Source organism: Paenibacillus sp. 05T425 (assembly GCF_056396205.1).
The window spans coordinates 197,885-218,925 of record NZ_JBFTLA010000004.1; the positions used below are offsets into that span (position 1 = coordinate 197,885).

Annotated in this window: 16 protein-coding genes and 1 pseudogene; 12 read left to right on the forward strand and 5 right to left on the reverse strand. The window is 50.2% G+C overall.

What is annotated here, in order from left to right; all coding sequences use genetic code 11:
- Positions 1–87 precede the first annotated feature (87 nt).
- The 3 genes from AC1DF0_RS09895 to AC1DF0_RS09905 all read left to right on the forward strand — a co-directional run bounded on the left by AC1DF0_RS09895 (position 88) and on the right by AC1DF0_RS09905 (position 3,888).
- A complete protein-coding gene (locus tag AC1DF0_RS09895; RefSeq protein WP_477573825.1) occupies positions 88–1,545 on the forward strand; it encodes an FAD-binding oxidoreductase in 1,458 nt (485 codons plus the stop codon).
- Between the two features lie 2 nt (positions 1,546–1,547).
- Positions 1,548–2,141 (forward strand): MFS transporter, encoded by a 594-nt coding sequence (locus AC1DF0_RS09900; RefSeq protein WP_477573984.1) that lies wholly within the window; start codon positions 1,548–1,550, stop codon positions 2,139–2,141.
- 124 nt (positions 2,142–2,265) lie between these two features.
- Entirely contained in the window at positions 2,266–3,888 is a 1,623-nt protein-coding gene (locus AC1DF0_RS09905) for an ABC-F family ATP-binding cassette domain-containing protein (protein ID WP_477573826.1), read from the forward strand.
- 57 nt (positions 3,889–3,945) lie between these two features.
- Here AC1DF0_RS09905 and AC1DF0_RS09910 read toward each other — a convergent pair whose 3' ends face one another.
- The 3 genes from AC1DF0_RS09910 to AC1DF0_RS09920 are packed head-to-tail and all read right to left on the reverse strand — an operon-like array spanning position 3,946 to position 6,839.
- The gene (locus AC1DF0_RS09910; RefSeq protein ID WP_477573827.1) at positions 3,946–4,746 is read right to left on the reverse strand and encodes an ABC transporter ATP-binding protein; all 801 of its coding nucleotides are present in this window, start codon (positions 4,744–4,746) and stop codon (positions 3,946–3,948) included.
- Positions 4,747–4,780: 34 nt separating this feature from the next.
- Positions 4,781–5,827: a FecCD family ABC transporter permease gene (locus tag AC1DF0_RS09915; RefSeq protein ID WP_477573828.1), complete on the reverse strand. Its 1,047-nt coding sequence runs from the start codon at positions 5,825–5,827 to the stop codon at positions 4,781–4,783.
- A 1-nt stretch (position 5,828) separates the two neighbouring features.
- Positions 5,829–6,839, reverse strand: coding sequence for a FecCD family ABC transporter permease (locus AC1DF0_RS09920; RefSeq protein WP_477573829.1), 1,011 nt, complete (start codon positions 6,837–6,839; stop codon positions 5,829–5,831).
- 189 nt (positions 6,840–7,028) lie between these two features.
- Between AC1DF0_RS09920 and AC1DF0_RS09925 the strand changes: the two genes are divergently transcribed.
- Positions 7,029–8,027, forward strand: coding sequence for an ABC transporter substrate-binding protein (locus AC1DF0_RS09925; RefSeq protein ID WP_477573830.1), 999 nt, complete (start codon positions 7,029–7,031; stop codon positions 8,025–8,027).
- 58 nt (positions 8,028–8,085) lie between these two features.
- Here the strand turns inward: AC1DF0_RS09925 and AC1DF0_RS09930 are convergent.
- Positions 8,086–8,920, reverse strand: a pseudogene (locus AC1DF0_RS09930) (helix-turn-helix transcriptional regulator).
- A gap of 124 nt (positions 8,921–9,044) precedes the next feature.
- Here AC1DF0_RS09930 and fabF point away from each other — a divergent pair.
- The 8 genes from fabF (at position 9,045) to AC1DF0_RS09970 (ending at position 20,182) form a co-directional block, all read left to right on the forward strand.
- Positions 9,045–10,283: a beta-ketoacyl-ACP synthase II gene (fabF, locus tag AC1DF0_RS09935; RefSeq protein ID WP_477573831.1), complete on the forward strand. Its 1,239-nt coding sequence runs from the start codon at positions 9,045–9,047 to the stop codon at positions 10,281–10,283.
- Between the two features lie 191 nt (positions 10,284–10,474).
- Positions 10,475–11,365 (forward strand): cation diffusion facilitator family transporter, encoded by an 891-nt coding sequence (locus AC1DF0_RS09940; RefSeq protein ID WP_477573832.1) that lies wholly within the window; start codon positions 10,475–10,477, stop codon positions 11,363–11,365.
- Between the two features lie 209 nt (positions 11,366–11,574).
- Positions 11,575–13,173 (forward strand): response regulator, encoded by a 1,599-nt coding sequence (locus tag AC1DF0_RS09945; RefSeq protein WP_477573833.1) that lies wholly within the window; start codon positions 11,575–11,577, stop codon positions 13,171–13,173.
- 36 nt (positions 13,174–13,209) lie between these two features.
- Entirely contained in the window at positions 13,210–14,979 is a 1,770-nt protein-coding gene (locus AC1DF0_RS09950) for a cache domain-containing sensor histidine kinase (protein ID WP_477573834.1), read from the forward strand.
- Between the two features lie 17 nt (positions 14,980–14,996).
- The gene (locus tag AC1DF0_RS09955) at positions 14,997–16,286 is read left to right on the forward strand and encodes an ABC transporter substrate-binding protein (protein WP_477573835.1); all 1,290 of its coding nucleotides are present in this window, start codon (positions 14,997–14,999) and stop codon (positions 16,284–16,286) included.
- A 266-nt stretch (positions 16,287–16,552) separates the two neighbouring features.
- A complete protein-coding gene (locus AC1DF0_RS09960; protein ID WP_477573836.1) occupies positions 16,553–18,202 on the forward strand; it encodes an extracellular solute-binding protein in 1,650 nt (549 codons plus the stop codon).
- A 74-nt stretch (positions 18,203–18,276) separates the two neighbouring features.
- Complete coding sequence (locus AC1DF0_RS09965; RefSeq protein WP_442051276.1) at positions 18,277–19,167, forward strand: ABC transporter permease; 891 nt, start codon at positions 18,277–18,279, stop codon at positions 19,165–19,167.
- Between the two features lie 124 nt (positions 19,168–19,291).
- Complete coding sequence (locus AC1DF0_RS09970; RefSeq protein ID WP_477573837.1) at positions 19,292–20,182, forward strand: carbohydrate ABC transporter permease; 891 nt, start codon at positions 19,292–19,294, stop codon at positions 20,180–20,182.
- 88 nt (positions 20,183–20,270) lie between these two features.
- On the opposite strand, the gene AC1DF0_RS09975 is transcribed toward AC1DF0_RS09970, so the two are convergent.
- Positions 20,271–20,873 (reverse strand): YqaA family protein, encoded by a 603-nt coding sequence (locus tag AC1DF0_RS09975; protein ID WP_477573838.1) that lies wholly within the window; start codon positions 20,871–20,873, stop codon positions 20,271–20,273.
- Between the last annotated feature and the right edge of the window lie 168 nt (positions 20,874–21,041).

A 21,041-nucleotide genomic window follows, 5' to 3' on the forward strand; every position in this document is an offset into this window, starting at 1 on the left:
ACCGCATATCAATAGCACCAAGCCGCCTCTAGGTAATGACCTCCGTTATTATTTTGAGGCGGCTTTATTTGTTGCAAAGGAGCGTATATGAAGAAAACAATCGTACTTCTATTGCTCATAGGCTTATGCGTATTTCAGTACATAAGAACAAGCACGTCCGATCAAGACCCCTATACAGTGACCGATTACAGCAGATTGCATCCCGTTAAGGTAGAGCGAGTGGTAGAGGGCAAGGAAGAGGAGCAGCTCATCTCGCTTGTTAAGGAAGCGAAGCGCAAAGGTCTGACCCTGTCCATTGCCGGCCAGCGCCATAGCCAAGGGGGCCATACCTATTACAAGGACGGCATCGTCGTCGATATGACGAGCTATAACAAGATTATTAACGTGGATCAAGCTGCCAAGCAGATCACCGTGCAAGCCGGTGCGACGTGGGAGGATGTGCAGAAGGCGATCAATCGATACGGTCTATCCGTCCGAACGATGCAGTCGCTCAATCCGTTCACGATTGGCGGCTCGATCAGCATTAACGCGCACGGCAGAGACATCCGCAACGGCTCGCTTATAAGCAGCGTTGATTCCTTCCGGCTCCTGACCGCGGACGCTGCAATTAAGAATGTGAGCCGCACGGAAAATGCAGAGCTGTTCCCGTTAGCGCTTGGTGGCTACGGCCTGTTCGGCATCATCCTGGACGTAACGCTTAATCTGACGGAGGACGAGGTTTACCGCGAGTCAACCGTGCTGATGGACTTAAGCGAATACGTCGGCTATTTCCGTGACGAGGTGCTTCCGAATCCGGATATCAAGCTGCATATTGGGCGTATTTCGGTTGCTGAGGACAGCTACTTTACCGAGGCGCTAGCCAAGAACTATACAGTAGACCGATCGCTATCGCTTAGCAAGTATAACAAGCTGGAAAGCAATGAGAAGTGGGTCGCTCCGGGCAAGCTGCTGTTTAACTTGAACCGATCGACGGAATGGGGCAAGAAGCTGCAGTGGAACTTGCAAACGTACTTCTTCGTAGAGCAATCGGATAAAATGATGAGCCGCAATAACGCCATGCGCGCCGCCTATGAATTCATGGACTACAGTCAGCCTGGCGCTAACGATCAGCTGCAGGAATATTTTGTTCCGCTCAACCAATTCGACAGCTTCGCCCAGCGGCTAAGCGAGATTGTGAAGGAAGACAAGCTTAACTTGCTCAACGTAACGATTCGATACGTCAGCAAGGATGTGGAGGCCTCTCTCTCCTATGCGAAGGACGACATGCTCGCACTCGTCTGTCTGTTCAACGCTCCGTTATCGGAGAAGGGGCAGCGGAAGATGAAAGAGAGCGTTCAGCGGATTGTCGATGAAGTGATTGCGCATGACGGGTCTTATTATTTGCCTTATATTGCTTACCCGACGGTCGAGCAGTTCCAGAGCGTCTATCCGAACTACAAAACCTTTTTCGAGCAGAAACGGAAGTATGACGAGGACGGGCTGTTTATGAACTATTTTTACGAAAATTATGGGTCTGAAACGTTAAGAGAGGAGGCCGCACCTTGAACATGAACGTCAAATGGCTCATTAGGTCGCAAAGCGTCGTTACGTTAGCCGCGGGCATGATCTATCCCTATTATTTGTTGTTTCTCAAAAACTTAGGTAACAGCTATTCGAAATATGGCTTAGCTTTCGCCGTATTCACGATCAGCTCGGCTGCCGTATCCACTTGGCTGGGGCCGAGGCTAGACAAGCATGGCACGCGCATTCTTGTCGCCAGCTCGCTCGGTATGATGGTTTCCATGCTGGCATTCCCATGGACAAGCTCTTATGTGCTCGTACTGCTGCTGCAGCTTATTATGGGCACATGCAATGCGATGCAGCGGATGAGCGAGCGGCTGCTGCTCGCCGAGGGTACAGAATCCGGTTCAAGAGGAATTACGATTGGCTCTTATCACTTCTGGACGTCGGTTGCCTCCGGCTTTGCCGTTATTCTCGGCGGATTGCTGATTGACTGGCTGACGATCAACGCTTTGTTCTATATGAGCGCGCTGCTGTATGGGGTAAGCGCTTGGGTCGTATGGCGGGCAAGCGGTAGGAGCCGCAATCGCATGTCGGCGAAGCCAAAGAGGAGCGAGAGCGGACTGTCGATGCCGGAGTAGGCGAAAGGCAGCCGCTTTGACTGACTTTTTGCACCAATGCCCAATTGGGCGTTCGTTTCGCGCCATACTGTGCTATAATAGTTCGAGATAAAGTGATCATGTAGTGAAGGACGGGATTAAAGAAATGATTAGCACAAGTGGCATTACGCTTCGTTACGGGAAGCGTCCGCTTTTTGAAGATGTAAGCATCAAATTCACGCCAGGCAACTGTTACGGCTTGATCGGCGCTAACGGCGCAGGTAAATCGACGTTTCTCAAAATATTGTCCGGCGAAGTTGAGCAGTCAAGCGGAGAAGTTCATATAACACCAGGCGAGAGACTCGCCGTATTGAAGCAGAACCATTACGAATACGATGGGTTCGCTGTGCTTGAGACGGTTATCATGGGCTACAAAAAGCTGTATGAGGTTATGAAAGAGAAAGACGCTCTGTATGCAAAAGCCGATTTCACGGATGAAGACGGCATGCGAGCAGGCGAGCTGGAAGCGGAATTCGCTGACATGAACGGCTGGGAAGCCGAGTCCGAAGCGGCAGAGATGTTGAACGGCCTTGGCATTACGCCGGATATGCACAGCAAGATGATGAGCGAGCTTGACGGCAACGAGAAGGTTCGCGTATTGCTGGCCCAAGCGTTGTTCGGAACTCCGAACATTCTGCTCCTCGATGAGCCTACCAACCATTTGGACATCGAATCGATCCGTTGGCTGGAAGACTTCTTGGGCGATTACAAAGGCACTGTCATCGTAGTCAGCCATGACCGGCATTTCCTGAATACGGTATGTACGCATATCGCGGACATCGACTTCGGCAAAATCCAGATGTACGTCGGCAACTACGACTTCTGGTACGAGTCCAGCCAATTGGCGCTTCAATTGCAGCGCGGCGAGAACAAGAAGAAGGAAGACAAGATCAAGGAACTGCAAGCGTTTATTCAACGTTTCAGCGCGAACAAGTCGAAGGCGAAGCAAGCGACGTCGCGTCAGAAGCTGCTTGAAAAAATTACGCTCGACGACATTCGTCCATCGAACCGTAAATATCCGTTCATCCTGTTCAAAGGCGAACGTGAAGCGGGCAAGCAACTATTGCTCGTTGACGGCTTGACGAAGACGATTGACGGCGAGAAGCTGATCGACAATCTGACGATTGCGATCAACAAAGGCGACAAGGTTGCATTCGTCGGTCCGAACGGCTTGCCGAAAACGGTCTTCTTCCAATTGCTAACTGGCGAGCTTGAGCCCGATGCGGGCAGCTACTCGTGGGGCGTTACGACGACTCGCGCTTACTTCCCTAAGGACAACTCGGCTTACTTCGACGGCGTAGACATGAATCTTGTGGAATGGCTTCGCCAATATTCCAAGGATCCGGATGAGACGTTCCTCCGCGGCTTCCTTGGCCGTATGCTCTTCTCCGGCGATGACGCGATGAAGAAAGCAAGCGTATTGTCCGGCGGCGAGAAAGTGCGCTGCATGCTGTCGAAGATGATGCTGGAAGGCGCCAACGTGTTCATTATGGATGAGCCGACGAACCACTTGGACCTCGAGTCCATTACAGCGCTCAACAACGGTCTAACAGATACGGATTGCACCGTTCTGTTTACCTCGCATGACCATCAGTTCGTACAGACGATTGCGAACCGTATTATCGAGTTTACGCCTAATGGCGTGATCGATCGTATGACGACTTACGACGAATACCTTGAGAATCCAGAGATCAAAGCGATCCGCGAGCGCATGTACGCGGTACAATAAATAACAAGAAGCGCCGCTCAGAGAGGTTCACCTCTTCGAGCGGCGCTATTTTTTTTGCTATTTCAACGCAAGCTGGCGTCCTTTGCCATAGGGGATACACATCGGCGTACCGAATATCGGATCGGCAGCTACCTGGCATTTCAGCTCGAAGACGTCTTGAATGAGCTGCTCGTTCATAATCGCCTCCGGCTCTCCTTGTGCAAGAATGCCGCCGTCCTTGACGGCAACGATATGATGTGCGTAGCGACAGGCGAGGTTAATGTCGTGCAGCACCATGACGATCGTCCGTTGTTCCCGTTCGTTTAGGTCAAACAATAGATCCAATATTTCGATTTGATGCGTCATGTCGAGGTAAGTCGTCGGCTCGTCCAGCAATAGCGTTTGCGTGTTCTGCGCGAGCGTCATCGCAATCCATGCTCGCTGCCGCTGGCCGCCAGAGAGCGAGTCGACGGAGCGTGATGAGAACTCTTCCATATGCGTTGCATCAAGCGCTTGCTTAACCAGCTTTTCATCCTCATGGGACCATTGCTGCAGCCAGCTCTGATAAGGATAACGGCCTTGCTTCACAAGCTGATGGACCGTAAGCCCCTCAGGGGCGATCGGTCCTTGGGGCAGGATGGCTAGTCGGCGGGCAACCTCCTTGCCGGGTAGCTTGGCGATTTCGCTGCCGTCCAGCAATATGGCACCTCCTTGCGGTTTGAGCAGCCTTGCGAGCGAACGGAGCAGCGTTGATTTGCCGCAGCCATTGCTGCCGATAAAAACGGTGATTTTGCCCTTAGGAATAACGAGATCAAGCTCGCTGAATATTGGTTTTTGGCCGTAGGCTAACGTCAGGTTTTTGGCTTGTATGGCGGTCATAAGACTCACTTCCCTTTCTTGATGTGAACGTCGATTAAGCTCTGTTGCGATGTCGGTACAATAAGTATATGAAGAACGGCGCGCCTACGGCAGCCGTGAATACGCCAGCCGGAATATCGAGCGGAATGAAAGCCGTTCGTGCGACAAGGTCCGATAACAGCAACACGAGTGATCCGATGAGACCAGAGACAGGGATGACTCCGCCATACGCAGGCCCTACGAGCTTGCGCGCAATATGGGGCGCCATAAGTCCGATGAAGTTGATGGCGCCTCCGATAGCTACTGCCGCAGCGGCAAGCGCAACACTAATAATAAGCAATATAGTTCGTTTGACATTAACCCGACTGCCTACGCTTGATGCGACATCATCGCCAAGCTCCTGCACGTTGAGATGCCTTGCATACAGCAGTGCTATAGGGAACAGAACGACGAGCCAAGGAAGAAGCGTCATGACATCTCTCTCCCAAGATACGCCGTAAATGCTGCCAGTCATGAAAGTGAACGCCTTAACGGCAACCGCGGTCGGCGTGAATGATGCTGTAAGGATAAGCATGTACGTAAGCGCCGAAAGCGCGGTAGCCATACCGATGCCGATCAGAACGAGCCTCATTGGCGTAATGCCTTTGCGATAGGCAAATAAATAGATGAGAAAGGCGGTCGCGAACGCGCCTGCCATCGCGCTTAGCGGCATAAACCGAATGCTCACATGCGAGAAATATAAGATGAAGACGACGGTGCCTAGCGATGCGCCTCCGGAAATACCGATAACATCCGGCGAGGTTAGCGGATTGCGCACAATGCCCTGAAGCAGAGCTCCGGCTACCGCGAGCGCAGATCCGACCAATACGGCAATAATAACCCGCGGCAATCGCAGCGATAATATGATCATTGAATTCGTATCATCTCCGATACCAAGTATCGTCCGCACGACTTCCAGCGGACTGATAAAGAGGCTTCCCAGCCCGGTGCAGATGACGATAGCTGCTAGATTGGCGATGATGAGCATGCCGATGACGAAGACTGTTCGGCGGTTGATTTGGTAAGACATGACACGGTTCCTAATGGTTAACCACGGATTCATATTAAGAGCGCCCCCCTCTTCTAGCGATGTACACAAAGAAAGGGATACCGAGTATGGCGGTCATAACGCCGACGGGAACTTCCTTCGGAAAAGCGATATAACGAGAGCCGATGTCGGCTGCCAGCAGCAGAATGCCGCCATAAACCGCGCTATAGGGGATCATCCATTTATAGTCGATGCCGACCATGTAACGAACCAAATGCGGGATGATAATTCCGATAAAGGCAATCGGCCCAGCCATTGAGACGGAACCGCCTGCCAGCAATACGACAAGAATGCCCGCAATTAATTTGATGTAAATGGTTTTCTGGCCAAGTCCGACGGCCACATCGTCGCCAAGCGCGAGAACATTCATATGTCTGGCTAAAATAAAAGCACCGATTAGCGCAAGCACCATGAATGGTGCTGCTGCTTGATAGATAGAGATGCTTCGGTCCGCAACCGAGCCGACGAACCAATAAAGCACTTGGTCGAATGTTTGACCACCCGTAAGCAATACGCCCATGGACAAGGAAGAGAAGAAAGCGGTGATAGCCGAGCCCGCGAGCGTAATCTTAAGCGGAGTCAGACCGTCGTTGCCGATCGAGCCTAGAATGTATACGAGCGCGGCAGTAACCGCTGCACCAATGAACGCAAGCGAAGCAAATGTTGAGAAGCCGCTTACGCCAAAAAAAGCGGAGCCGGTTACGATGAAGAAGGCTGCTCCTGCATTAATGCCGAAGATGCTCGGCGAAGCAAGCGGGTTGCGCGTAATGCCTTGCATTAAAGCGCCGGCTACGGCTAAGCTTGCTCCGACTGTCGCGGCGATTAGCGCTCGCGGCATTCTGGCCGTTTGTATGATGAGGTGCTGCTGCGACGCTGCATCATACGATATGTACGAATCAATAATCGTTTGGGGTCTAATATTTACCACTCCGAAAGCGATGCTGCAGATGAAGCAAGCCGCGAAGATGAGAAGGCCCAGCAGTAGGCCGGCAAACTTGCCTGTTCGTGTTGTTAATAGCGTGTCCATAATTTCCTCTTTCCTTGATGTTTACAATGCGAATTAGGATACTAGGTCATTTTAGGGGATCGATATAGCTCTGTCAATGAATCTGAAAATCATTATCAATTAATCGTTGACATCCTTGGACGACCTTGGTATAGTTCGTGAAGTGCAACTTGAGAATGATTTTCAAAAACGAAAGGGAGTTGGAATTTTATGTTACGGTTATTGAAGGGGAAATTTACATGGACTGCCGTTACGGCATTACTAGCATTGGCAGTTATCGTATCAGGCTGCGGTCAGTCCGCTAACAATAATGCAAACGGAGCAGGTTCGGAGCAATCCGGTGAGAGCCAGTCGGCTGATGTACGGAAAGTTACTCACGCAATGGGTGAAACGGAAATCAAAGGAAATCCACTTCGTATTGTCGTCCTTACGAATGAGGGTACGGAAGCTCTTCTTTCGCTTGGCATTAAGCCGGTTGGGGCAGTAAAATCATGGACGGGCGAGCCGTGGTATGATCATATCAAAGCGGATATGGAAGGCGTAACGGTTGTCGGCGAAGAGAGTCAGCCTAACCTGGAATTGATTGCAGGTCTGAAGCCGGATCTTATTATCGGCAACAAATTGCGTCAAGAGGAAGTATATGATCAACTGAAGGCAATTGCACCGACCGTATTTTCCGAGACGCTTCGCGGCGCTTGGCAGGAGAACTTCAAGCTTTATGCAGAGGCGGTTGGCAAGGCGGAGGAAGGCAACAAAATTATCGCTGAATACGACGCTCGTACGGCAGATTTCAAAGGAAAAGCCGGCGACAAGCTGAATCAAAAAGTATCCGTTGTTCGATTCATGGCAGGCAAAACCCGTATTTATTTGGGAGATACGTTTACAGGACTTGCGTTCAGCAAGCTCGGCATAACCCGTCCCGACAGCCAAATGGGCTATAAGGATACGTTCGTAGAGGAAATTACGAAGGAACGCATTCCAGAGGTAGATGCGGATATGCTATTCTACTTCACGTATGAGACGGGCGACGGCAAAGGAACGCAAATGGAAGAAGAGATGTTGAAGGATCCGCTCTGGCAAAGCCTTAACGTTGTGAAAAACAATAAAGCGATTCAAGTGAACGATGCGATCTGGAATACGGCTGGCGGCGTAATTGCAGCTAACCTGATGCTGGATGAGCTATACGATATTTACGAAATTGCGAAATAAATGCAAAAGTACGTAGAAACAGCCGGGCTATCAAAGCTTCGGCTGTTTTTTTGATTGTTTAGTCCATAAGCTGCTTCAGCTTGCTCTCCGTCGTGGATTCGGGAGCGGGAGTGTAGACGCTGCAGCGCAGGTCGGCGCTGCCGTGCACTTGGAGCGAGGTGAGATGGAACAGCATCTTGCCGGCTTTGGCATGGCGGAATTGAAGCAGCACTTCCGGTGCGGAGCTAACTCGGCTTTGCTCCCATAGCGCATTGAAATTCGGATGAATTGCACTCATCTCTTCAAGGAATTGCTCATACCACTCATCCTCAAAATATTGCCCGTAGTACGCACGGAAGATAGCGAGGTAGCCGCTAACGAATTGTTCCCAATTGACCGCCAGCCGCTGGAACTCCTTGCGGGTGAACAGCAGTCGTATCATATTGCGCTGATCGGGCGGGATCTGATCGAAGTGCAAGAAGACATGCGAGGCCGCTTCGTTCCAGCCGACGATCTGGCAATGCCTGTCCGAAATAATCGTAGGACAATAACGAAGCTCACGCAGCATGTATTGTAAGGGAGCACTAAGCTCCGGCTGAGGCAGTTCGTCCTGCTTGAAGGAGGTCGCGCCAGGTCCAGCATCAAGCGCCAGCGCGTACAAATATTTGCGCTCATCGACCGTTAGCTGCAGAGCAGCTGCAATGGCGTCTAAGACCGAGCTTGATACTTTGATATCACGCCCTTGTTCCAGCCATGTATACCAGGTAGAGCTGACGCCTGCCAGCTGAGCGACCTCTTCCCTGCGAAGACCAGGCGTTCTGCGTCGAGTACCGGCGGGCAGGCCACAGCTGCAGCTTCGCCCGCTGTGTTTTGAGAAATTGGGACAGTACTTGCAGTCTTGCGGAATGATTCACGGCTGGCGTCATCCTTCATTATCATTATCGTGGTACTGATTATACTATAATAAATGACAACTTGTAATAGGATAACTTCTATGACATGATAACCTCCATAATCGTTATTCGAGGAGGAACTAGGATGGAGAGAGTTGTAGTGACGGGGATGGGTATCGTATCGCCGCTTGGCAATGACGTTGACAGCTACTGGAGCAAATTGATCAAAGGTGCTTCCGGTATTACGCATATCGATCAATTCGATACGGCAAGGTTCAAGTCCAGAATAGCAGGAGTAGTGAGAGACTTCGATCCGGATAGCCTATTCGGGCGCAAGGAAGCGCGCCGCATGGACCGGTTTACGCAATATGCCCTTGCTGCGGCAGATCAAGCGCTTCATAACGCCGGAATTCAGCTGGAAGGGATTGATCTCGAACGAATGGGTGTCTATGTGGGATCAGGTATTGGCGGAATCCAGACGCTGATTGAGCAGGACGGCGTCCTTCGCGAACGCGGGCCGGAGCGGGTAAGTCCGACGCTTGTGCCAATGATGATTTCGAATATGGCTGCCGCAATGATCAGCATTAAGTATGGCGCGCTCGGTCCGACGATGTCACCGGTAACGGCATGTTCGATAGGCAATACGGCCATCGGAGAAGCGTTTCGGCTCATCAAGGGAGGATATGCAGACGTGATGTTCGCTGGAGGCGCAGAGGCGGCTATATCGGAAATATCGCTAGCGAGCTTCGGCAATGCCACTTCGCTATCGACGAGGAACGAGGAACCGCAACGAGCAAGCCGACCTTTCGATGCCGGCAGAGACGGCTTTGTCATGGCAGAGGGCGCAGGCATCCTTGTACTCGAGTCTCTATCGCATGCTCTAAGGAGAAATGCACCTATTGTAGCGGAAGTCATTGGTTATGGCGCAAGCTCCGACGCTTATCATATGGTCGCGACTCATCCTGAAGGCAGAGGCGCTTATCTTGCCATGAAAGCGGCGCTTCAGGATGCAGGTATTAAACCGGAGGAAGTAGATGTTATCAATGCCCATGCAACAAGCACCGAGATTGGCGATAAGTCGGAAACGGTTGCGATTAAGAGGCTGTTCGGCGAGTACGCCAAGCAAGTGCCGATTACGGCAGGCAAATCGATGACCGGTCATATGCTGGGTGCCGCGGGCGGTGCCGAAGCGATCTCCTTGGCGATGAGCCTTCGAACCGGCATTATACCGCCGACGATTAATCAGGAGCAGCCCGATCCGGAATGCGACTTGGATTTCGTGCCGAACGATGCACGTCACGCCGATTTACACATCGGGATGTCCAATTCATTCGGCTTCGGCGGACATAACGCTGTTATTTTGCTGAAGAAATATAGAGATTAATCGTTGGGATTAGATGACATTTGCGCTTGGATAAGGTCAAAAAACTTGGCGGCATGCATAAATGTATGCACCTGGTAAACACTGTTTCTCTAGACCCAAATCGAATTGCTCGGGTATGATACCAGTATGTTAATATAGGGTGCGATCTGGTGGCGGCGGTAACGGCTGATGAAACAGTGGGAGGGCATGCTTTGACGGGGTACGATGATATTAAGCAGGGCGAGAAGGGCGCTTGGGTCAGTATCGGTGCTTATCTGGTTCTATCCGCGCTCAAGCTCGGAGCAGGTTATTGGTTCGCATCGGGCGCGCTTGTAGCCGACGGTTACAATAACTTGACCGATATTGTGGCATCGGTAGCCGTATTGATCGGACTTCGGATTTCTCAGAAGCCTCCGGATAAGGATCATCCGTACGGCCATTTTCGAGCGGAGACGATTGCAGCGCTCATCGCGTCCTTCATTATGGCTACGGTAGGCTTACAGGTGCTGATCGATGCGGTGAAATCATTGTTTGGAGCGGAGAAGCATATTCCGAACTTGATCACAGCATGGGTGGCGTTATTCGCGGCAGCCTGCATGGGCGGTGTGTACATGTACAATCGCAGACTCGCGCTGCGTATCAACAATCAGGCGTTGCTGGCAGCAGCTAAAGATAATTTATCCGACGCGCTTGTCAGTATCGGCGCTGCGATAGGCATTATTGGAGCGCAGTTCGGTCTGCCATGGCTTGATACTGTAGCGGCAATCGCGGTAGGCATCATCATCTGCAAGACGGCTTGGGAAATTTTCTACAGCTCGACGCATGCGCTTACTGACGGCTTCGATGCGAAGGAGCTGATTACGCTTCGTTCGATGATTGCCGGGACGAAAGGGGTCAAGTCGATCAAGGATATAAAGGCTCGCGTACACGGGAGCAATGTGCTGATAGACGTGATCATACAGGTTGATCCCGGATTATCGTTGATCGAAAGCCATCGCATTAGCGACGAGATCGAGAAGAGGATGGGCAAAAAGCATAATATTATGAGCGTTCATGTCCATGTCGAGCCGTTCGAGGATACGGTAAGTCCGCTTGGACAGTAATAGAAGAGAATAGGGATGGTTCAGATGCTATATCTGTTCCATCCTTTTTGTTATGGGGCGATGCTGCAAATTTAAGCATCGTAATTTACGGAATGAGTAACAGAGTGTATAGTGAAGTTACCATTAATCGATACGCAAACCATTTTTATGTAAGCGGTTTCTATGGTTCGGAATTCGCGTAAATCATATTATCACAATGAGGGATCCCGATGTTAAAGCTAATGATAGTGGATGATGAATTGTTAATGCGTATCGGCATCCGTTCCATGATCGATTGGGAAGCGCACGGATTCCGAATCGCCGCCGAGGCAGAGAACGGCAAGGAAGCGCTCGAAATAGCCCAAACCGTGAGACCTGATCTGATCATTACGGATATCAAAATGCCCGTCATGGACGGCTTGCAGCTGATCCGGGAAACATCAAAAACGGTTGCCGACTGCAAATACGTAATATTGAGCAACTTTGATGAATTCCGGTATGTGAAGGAAGCGTTGCAGCTTGGCGCAATTGATTACTTGATCAAAAGCGAGATAACAGCGGAGGCTCTGGCCGAATTGCTTGCCGGTATCAGGCGGAAGTGGGAGCTCGGGGGAAGCACGAAACCGAATATGCTGCTGACTTCACACATTTCGCAAAGCTTATCCCATCTGAAGGAAAGCTTGTTTAAAGACCTGATCAGCGGCTTGCTCGATGAGAGGGAAGCGGCCGAGAAGGCAGAGCAATTGCAGTCGCGCTTGCGTTCGGAGGATTTGACGGTCGTCAAACTTCGCATTGACAGATTCGCGAGTATACGTCAAAAGTACGTGGAGAAGGATGAGAAGCTGTTAAGATTCTCCATTCTCAATATATTGGAGGAGATTATTCCGGGCAAATGGCGCAAGGAGCTGGTGGTCGAAAGCTCCTCTGAATATTTGCTGATTGCCAATACACTGGGGGATGCGCGCTTGGACATCGCCAAGCTTTGCGGAGCCATTCAACGGACGATGAAGGATTTTATGAATATGTCTATCACAATAGGCGTAAGCTCCGTCGTTCCGGGATTTCGGTATATGAAAGCAGCATATCGGGAAGCTGATAACGCGCTCCTACGCAGTTTTTTTGCAGGGTGCGGACTTATTTTGTTCTTTGAAGACAAGGTGGATTGTCCGAACGAGGAGATGACAGCGCCTGCGCCAAGCGAAGCGAACGAGTCCAAAGATCTTGCGTTGCGCCGCGTTCTCGATAGCAATAATGAGGCAAAGCTGACAGAGTTTCTGATCGATTTCCGAGGCGAATTAGCGGCCAAACGGGCGAATGAGCGCATGATCCGCGAGGCGTACGTGGGACTGGCCGAAATGGTCGGAGCGCATATGAGCTATTTGACGAGGCCCCGACTTCAAGTTGCGGACAAACTTCCTTATGAAGCGGTCCTTTCCGCAGAGACCTGGGATGACGTTCACCGCATCGTGCTTGATTATGCAACACTTTGCTTGGCTGCGGACAGCAGCTCGACAGAGCAAAGAAGCTATGCGGATATGGCGGTCGAGATGATGCACCGTTATTATGCCGAGGATATCTCTCTTCAGAGCGTTGCCGGTCAAATTAACGTCAATCCCTCATACTTAAGCCGAATCTTCAAGCAAGAGAAGGGGGAAAACTTCATTTCTTGCTTGACTCGCATCCGGATTGACCGGGCGAAGTCGTTTCTGGAAAGCCGTAAATTTAAAGTGTACGAAGTGGCTGACAAAGTCGGCTATCATAATTACACGTACTTTAGCAAAATATTCAAGAAGGTCGTCGGAGTCAATCCGGAAGATTATCGCGGATAATCCGGTCCGTCCCGGCCTTGGAATGCGAGACGATGTATGCGAAAACGATTTCCATTCATTAGCATCAAATCGAAAATGCTGATTATATGCTTGACTGTCATTATCGTGCCGATTTTCGTCATGACGGTTATTTCTTACGCTTCATCCCAGCGGCTGCTTGAGCAAAAGTATACGGAGCTGCTGATGGATATTGCCAATCAGACGAACGTCAGCATCGACGATTATCTAAAGGAAGTGGAAAAAATATCTCTGGTCGCCAGCTTCGGCATGAACAGCAGCGTAAAGGCGGCAGCCGAAGACAATTATCCGCTACAGGAATATTTGCGCGACGACAACGAGGAAAACGAGAATACGGCTTACGGCATGCTGATGAACTACATTATGATGAAGGATCGGGAAATTTCTTTTTACATTTATAACTTAAACGGGGGACAAGACTTGTTCGTCGGCACCGATCTCCCCTACGATTACAGCTACAATGCGAAGGAAGAAGAATGGTTTAAGTTTTTTCAGGTGTCGAACAGCAAGATGATGACGCTGGATACGCATGTGGACCACCAGACAAAAAGCAAGAAGCTTGCCATCTCCCATGCCAGAAAAATATTGGATATGGACAGCGGCACATTGCTTGGCATCATGGTTGTGCGAATCGATCTGAGCGTCATCGAGGTCGTGAACAGCAGGCTGCAGCAGGCGCTGCGTTCGCGGTTCACGATCGTGGACGAGGCGGACAACATTATTTTCAATGCCAATACAGGTCTTATCGGACAAAAGTTTACGGAAACGATTCAGCCGGATAAGCGCGACCATATTATCGTGGCCAGCCCGTTCGATCGGCAGCGATGGACGACCTATCTCTATATGCCGAAGAGCGAGTTGACGGCGGAAGGCGACCTTTTGCGGCAAAACATTTATCTTCTGGCGGTTCTGATGCTCCTGTTTCTCGCGATTATTTCAATCTACTTGTCAAGCGTCATTACGAGGCCGATCAAGAAGCTGATGAGCAACATTTTGTTAGTGGAAAAAGGGCAGTTCGAGCATGTCGAAGACATACATTCACGCGACGAAATCGGATTGTTGGCGACAAGGTTCAACCGGATGTCCCGCGAGCTGAAAGGGCTTGTCTCTCAAATTCAGCAGGAAGAAATGAAGAAGGCCGCCGCCGAAATTCGCGCGCTGCAATCCCAGATCAACCCGCATTTCTTGTACAATACGCTCGGTTCGGTGAAGTGGATCGCCTCTATGCAGCAGGCCGACACCATTGTGGTCATGACCGAAGCGTTAATTGCCATGCTGCGGTATGCCGCCCGCGCCGAGGGAGCGATGGTGTCCGTACGCGAAGAGCTGGATAATTTGCGCAACTATATGACCATCCAGCAGGTTCGATATTATAACCGGATTCGCATGGATGTGTTTGCGGACGATACGCTGCTCGATCAGCGAATGCCGAAGCTGATTCTTCAGCCGATTGTCGAAAACGCGATTTTTCATGGACTTGCGGAAAAGGAAGAGGATGGCGTCGTAACAATCCGCATTGCGCGCGGCGACAATTGTTTTGCGATCGACGTTCACGATAACGGTGAAGGGATGGACGAGGAAACGTTTCGGCTCATTAAAGCTTCCCTTGCAGGAGAGGCCGACAATGGGGAGAGTATCGGCTTGCATAACGTGCAGCGCCGGATACAGCTTCATTACGGGAATAGATACGGAATCGATTGCGACAGCGCTCAGGGAGCCGGCACGACGTTCCGCATTTGTTTGCCTGTGGAAGAGTACTCGCTCGAAAAGGAGCATCGCGGCGCATAAACGAGGAGGACGGTTCGGTGGCAAGAGGTGTTAGGCATTTGTTGTGGATAGGCGCAGCGGCTGCCGTTCTGTTGGCAGGCTGTTCGGCGAACGATTCGGCATCACGCTCCGATACGGAAACGCCGCCTAAACCTGTCGTGCTTAGATATACAAGCTTCATGCTGGATTCTTCGCAGACGGCAAGCTATTATTTTGACGCGATTGCCGAATTTGAAGCTTTGAATCCGAGTATACGCATTGAGGTTGACCATATTCAGAACATTAATTATATGGCCGGCTTAAAGACAAGATTGCTTGGGGGCGAGCAAATGGACGTGTTCGACGTGTGGTCGCCCAGTCTGTTCGAGGAACTCAGGCGGCTGGATGACAACGTCTATTTGGATTTAAGCGATGAGGATTTTTTGAACGATTTTCTGCCTGCGACTTTGAAGCCGGTCACCTTAGACGGCCGCGTGTACGGCGTTCCCGGTATGATGCATACGGACGGACTGCTCTATAACAAGACGATGTTTCAAAAGCTTGGGCTTTCCGTTCCTGAAACGTGGGATGAGTTAATTCGGCTGTGCGAGAAGCTGAAGGCTCAAGGAATCGTTCCGATCGCGCTTAATTCCGAATGGTGGGTTCCGCAATTTTTTTTCGGTTCGCTTATGTCCAATGCGGGCGCGGACGAGACCTGGACCGCTGAGATGGAACAGGGCCTCGTAAAAGCGGACAATCCGATACTCGTTAACGCCATGAAGATGACAAAGGCAATCATCGATCGCGGCTTTGTGCCGAAGGACTGGGAACAGCTCAAGTATGAACAGTCAAGAGACATGATTACAAGCGGCAAGGCTGCCATGATCATTACCGGCACATGGGATCTTTCGGAGCTGAATGCTAGCGGAAACGGACAGGAAATTGACTTTATGATGGTGCCCGGAGGAGATCGCACGGTACCGAACCTGAATATCGGATCCTATAAAGTCGTTAGCGCGAGCAGCGAGCATCCGGAAGAAGCCAAGCGATTTCTGGCCTATATGAACGGAATAGAAATTCAAGAAAAGCTGGCGAATAAAGTGATGGCCGTTCCTTCCGTCAGCGGCGTTTCGCTCCATGACCCCGTTGTAAGACGCATATCCGATCTCATGACAGGCAGAGAAGCGTTGATATATTGGCCGCACACGGTTTCGACGGAGTCGCTGCAGGTGTCGGTGATCGACAGTTTGAATGAGTATCTGAGAGGGGCCGATCTGGAAGGCGAATTGGCAAAAATTCAGCTTGCAATTGACCGGGCTGGCGATCGCGTAACGAAACCGACAACTTAATCGGCATTTGCAATTGACCTCAATCCTTCTCGCTAGAGAAGGATTGTTTGTTTTGTCGTACTTCGATTGAAGGATGTTCACTTTACTGCGTCTTGCACTTTTTTTGGATGCACAACCATTATTTTTACTTTTGGGCCATGAATGCGGAGCCCTCGTTCCAACGAGTAAAGAAAAGAACAGCAACTTGTCATTTGCGTTGCTATATCCGATTGTCCGTTTTTTTTACAATTAACTCGTATCCTACAAATGACAAATGGGGGGCTAACATGAGTAAAAAGCTATTGTCTATCGTAACGGTGCTGACGCTCGTCTTTCTGGCGGCATGCAGCGGAAATTCCGCGAATAAGGAAAATGATTCGAAGGATTCGCCAGCTCCCGAGCAGTCGGTGAACGAAGCAGGCGAAGTCGATTACGCTTTTGGAGCTTATGAAGAGCCGGTTACAATTCATACCGTAAGGGCTGAATATTCTTCTGCGCAATTCCCGGAAGGCGACAATATGGCCAGCAATATTTGGACTCGCGCCTACAAGGAACGGTTCAATATCGACGTCGTGACGGATTGGGTAACCGACGAATACGATACGAAGCTTAATCTTGCCATTTCGTCCAATCAATTGCCCGACGTGTTCCACGTCAACGCTACGCAGCTGCAGCAGCTTATCGAAGCGGATATGATCTTGGATTTGACGGAAGTGTTCGACAAGTACGCGTCCGACCGCTTGAAGAGCTATATGGAGGCCGACAGCGCCAGCTACGAATCGGGCAAGAAGGACGGTAAGTTTTACGGCATTCCGCAAATGCACTGGGGGTTCATCGACCAGCCCGATTACATTTGGATTCGCAACGACTGGAAAGAAGAGCTAGGCCTTCCGGATCCGAAAACGATGGACGATATCAAGAACATTGCCCTCAAATTCAAGGAAGCGAAGGGCGGATATGGCATTGCGGTCGACCAGACGTTGGATTACTTGAATCTGCTCGCAATCGGCTGGGGAGCGCATCCGGACATGTGGATTCCGGGCGCAGACGGGAAGCTGGTGTACGGCTCGGTGCAGCCGGAAATGAAGGATGCTCTCGCGGCATGGGCCGAATGGTTCAAGCTTGGTCTTATTGATCCAGAATTCCCGATTAAAGATTTCAGCGCGATGAACTCCGGCGTTGTATCCGGCAAGTCCGGGTTGCAGCCGTACTACCAATGGTGGGGCTATAACCCTGGCGTCGATACGGTAACGAATCAGGGCAAAGACGCGGTGTTCTATCCGTATCTGATTCCAACCGTCGACGGTCAAGTGGCGACGCAATCCGTATTTTTCGCCAACGGCGCTTACACGGTCGTGAACAAGAAGTCGAAGCATCCGGAAGCGGCCATTAAGCTTCTTAACTTCTATGCCTATGTTCTCGACGAAGGCACAGGCAATGAAACGCCGGAGACGCTGTCCGCCATGCTGGACAAAGACATCGCTCACGTTACGGGCGCCTTCAAGATCATTAACCCGATGACCGATTATGAACAGTTCACGCAAGTGAGCGAAGCGCTGAAATCGAAGGATACGAGCAAATTCACGACAAGCGGCATGTGGCAAAAATACAATAACAGCGTTGAATTTCTGACGAACGGCACTCCGGCGGCAACGGGCGACTATTTGCAGCAAGGCTCGCCGAAGCCTGCTTACGGTCTTGCCAAATCCATTCTCGACAATAATCAATATATTAAGACCGCAATGTGGGGAGCGCCGCCGAAAGAGCTTGCCAAATACGGCTCAACGCTCGATGACATTTTGACGGAAGGCTTCACGAAGATCATTATGGGCTCGGAAAGCATCGATTATTTTGATACGCTCGTCAAAAATTGGCATGCTGCCGGCGGAGAAGAAGCGACCACAGCCGTAAATGCAATGTACGGCGGACAGCAGTAAGCAGAAAAAGGGGAGGCGAAGATACGCTCGCCTCCTTTCTATTCACGCTATACCTGAGAACGGAGGAGCAGATCATGTTAACTAAGCTAAAGCAGCAACGGGCATTCCACCTTATGCTCATTCCGAGCGTTATTCTCGTTATTATATTTAGCTACCTTCCGCTTTATGGAATGATTATTGCGTTTCAGGACTATAATCCGGGTCTAGGCTTTGGCTCGCCTTGGGTCGGGATGGATAACTTCGAGCATGTGTTCAGACAGCCGAATTTTGTGCGGACGATCTGGAACACGTTGTATATGTCGTTCTTCAAGTTGATCGGAGGCATTGTCGTGCCGGTTGTGTTCGCTTTATTGCTGAACGAGGTAGCGCGCTCGGCGATGAAAAGGTCGTTCCAGACGCTCGTCTATATTCCGAATTTCCTGTCGTGGGTCATTATGGCGGGCATTATGATCGATATTTTGGGCTCGGACGGCATCGTCAATTCGTTCATTAAGCTATTGGGAGCGGAGCCTATTTCCTTTCTCGGCAGCCCATCAATCTTTCCTTGGACGATGATTGTAACCGATGTCTGGAAAGGCTTTGGCTTCGGTACGGTCGTCTATTTGGCTGCGTTGACCAGTATTGACCCTGGGCTTTACGAGGCGGCGTTGATCGACGGCGCCAAACGATGGAAGCAAACGATTTACATTACGCTGCCGCTGCTCATGCCGACGATCATATTGATGACCGTTCTGTCGCTCGGCAATATTTTGAATGCGGGCTTCGACCAAATATTTAACCTTTATTCACCCGTTGTTTATGAGACAGGCGATATTATCGATACCTATGTGTATCGGCTTGGCATACAACAGGCGCAATATTCGGTAGCCGCCGCAGTCGGGTTTTTCAAGTCGATCGTTTCCTGTATTTTAGTAATCTTATCCTACATTCTGGCTTATCGCGTCGCAGGATACCGTATCTTCTAGAGAAATGATGGTTTGCTTACGCAAACATTAAGCCTATGCTTACGAAGTATGTTTGCTTACGCAAACATTAAGTTTACGCTTTCGAAGTATGTTTGCATACGCAAACATTTAAGGAGGGATGAACGTGGTTCAAGATAAAAGCCTGGGGCGAAAGCTGTTCCATGTCGTCAACTATACGATTTTGATTTTGGTTTCGCTGATCTGCGTGCTGCCGTTCGTTAACCTGCTGGCCGTCTCTTTCAGCAGCAGCGCCGCGGTATCTGCAGGCGATGTCGTATTTTGGCCTAACGGATTCAATACAAAAGCCTATGAGTTCGCGCTAACTGGCGATGAATTTTTTCGGTCTATGGGAATTTCCGTTCAACGCGTCGTATTAGGAACGCTGGTTAACCTTATATTAATGGTACTCGCGGCATATCCTCTTTCGAAGACGAAGGAGAAAGTAATGGGACGCGGCTATTATATGGGCTTTTTCGTCTTCACGATGCTTTTCAACGGGGGACTGATTCCAACCTATTTGATTGTCGTTAAAACCGGGTTGATCGATTCTATCTGGTCTCTCATTTTACCGGGCGCGATCCCCGTATTCAGCATGATTATTCTAATGAACTTCCTCAGAGGGCTGCCGGAAGAAATAGAGGAATCGGCAACGATTGACGGGGCAGGGCCCGTTCAAATTTTGGTGATGATCCTGTTGCCGCTTTTGAAGCCTGCGCTGGCCACAGTCGGACTATTCAGCATCGTCGGCCACTGGAATTCGTGGTTTGACGGCATTATATATATGAACGATACGGCGAACTATCCGCTGCAAAGCTATTTGCAGACGCTGCTGCTCAGCTTTGAGCAAATTATGCTGAGAGCCAGCACCGACTATACCCAACTGCTTGCGATGATGAACGTCCGCACCGGTCGCGCTGCTCAAATGTTTCTGGGGGCACTGCCGATATTGGCGATTTATCCTTTTCTGCAAAAGTATTTTACGACCGGCCTCGTTCTCGGCAGCGTAAAGGGTTGAGCATGACAAAGTCGAACAAAATAGAAACGGGATGGAGCAGATATAGCATCTGGCCATCCCGTTTCTATTTTGTTATATGTTCTTATTATTAGCTGCCGCTGCTGATTGACTCCTGATTGTCGGTTGCTGCGCGCTTCTTACTGCGATGTCTGCGAATAAGCAGGAAGATAATGATAAGCGGTACGCCGACGAGGAAAATATAAAGCGAGACGTCCTTGACCATATGCTCCGCGGCACGGCCGTAGAAATAGAACAAACAGCCGACAATATAAAACTTAAGACCGCGGCCGATTGCAGCATAGCCGATCAGCCTCCATAACGGGAAGTTCAAGCATCCGGACAGGATGGTGAACACTTTGAAAGGAATTGGCGTGAACGAACCGATCAGAATAGCAGCCTCGCCGTTTTTTTGAAAACGGTCGGTTGCCGCGTCGATCCATTCTTTTTTGAGAAATTTATAGAGGACGGATTTACCCATTACTTTGCCCAGATAATATCCGACAGGCGTACCGATAAGGCAGGCGATATAACCGACCGTGGCAAGCCAAAGCGCGGTGGCGGGATTCATAAGACTAAGGGTTACTTGCAAGAAAAAAGCGGGTATCGGAAAGATGACTGCATCGAGGAAAGCATGAACGGCTAATCCCCAAGGACCGAAGTCGGCCAAAAAATCGACAATGTTCTGAAACATTAACAGGCTCCTTTACCGTTAGCGGACCTGCACATAAAGCTAGCTTAACAATGAAATGGCTAAGACTGAAATAAGGACTTTATATGCTTAATCATAGTATGAGTTGGCTTGGATATTCCATTGCTTGATATTAATTATACATTTCGTATTTGATGAAACTGCTATGTT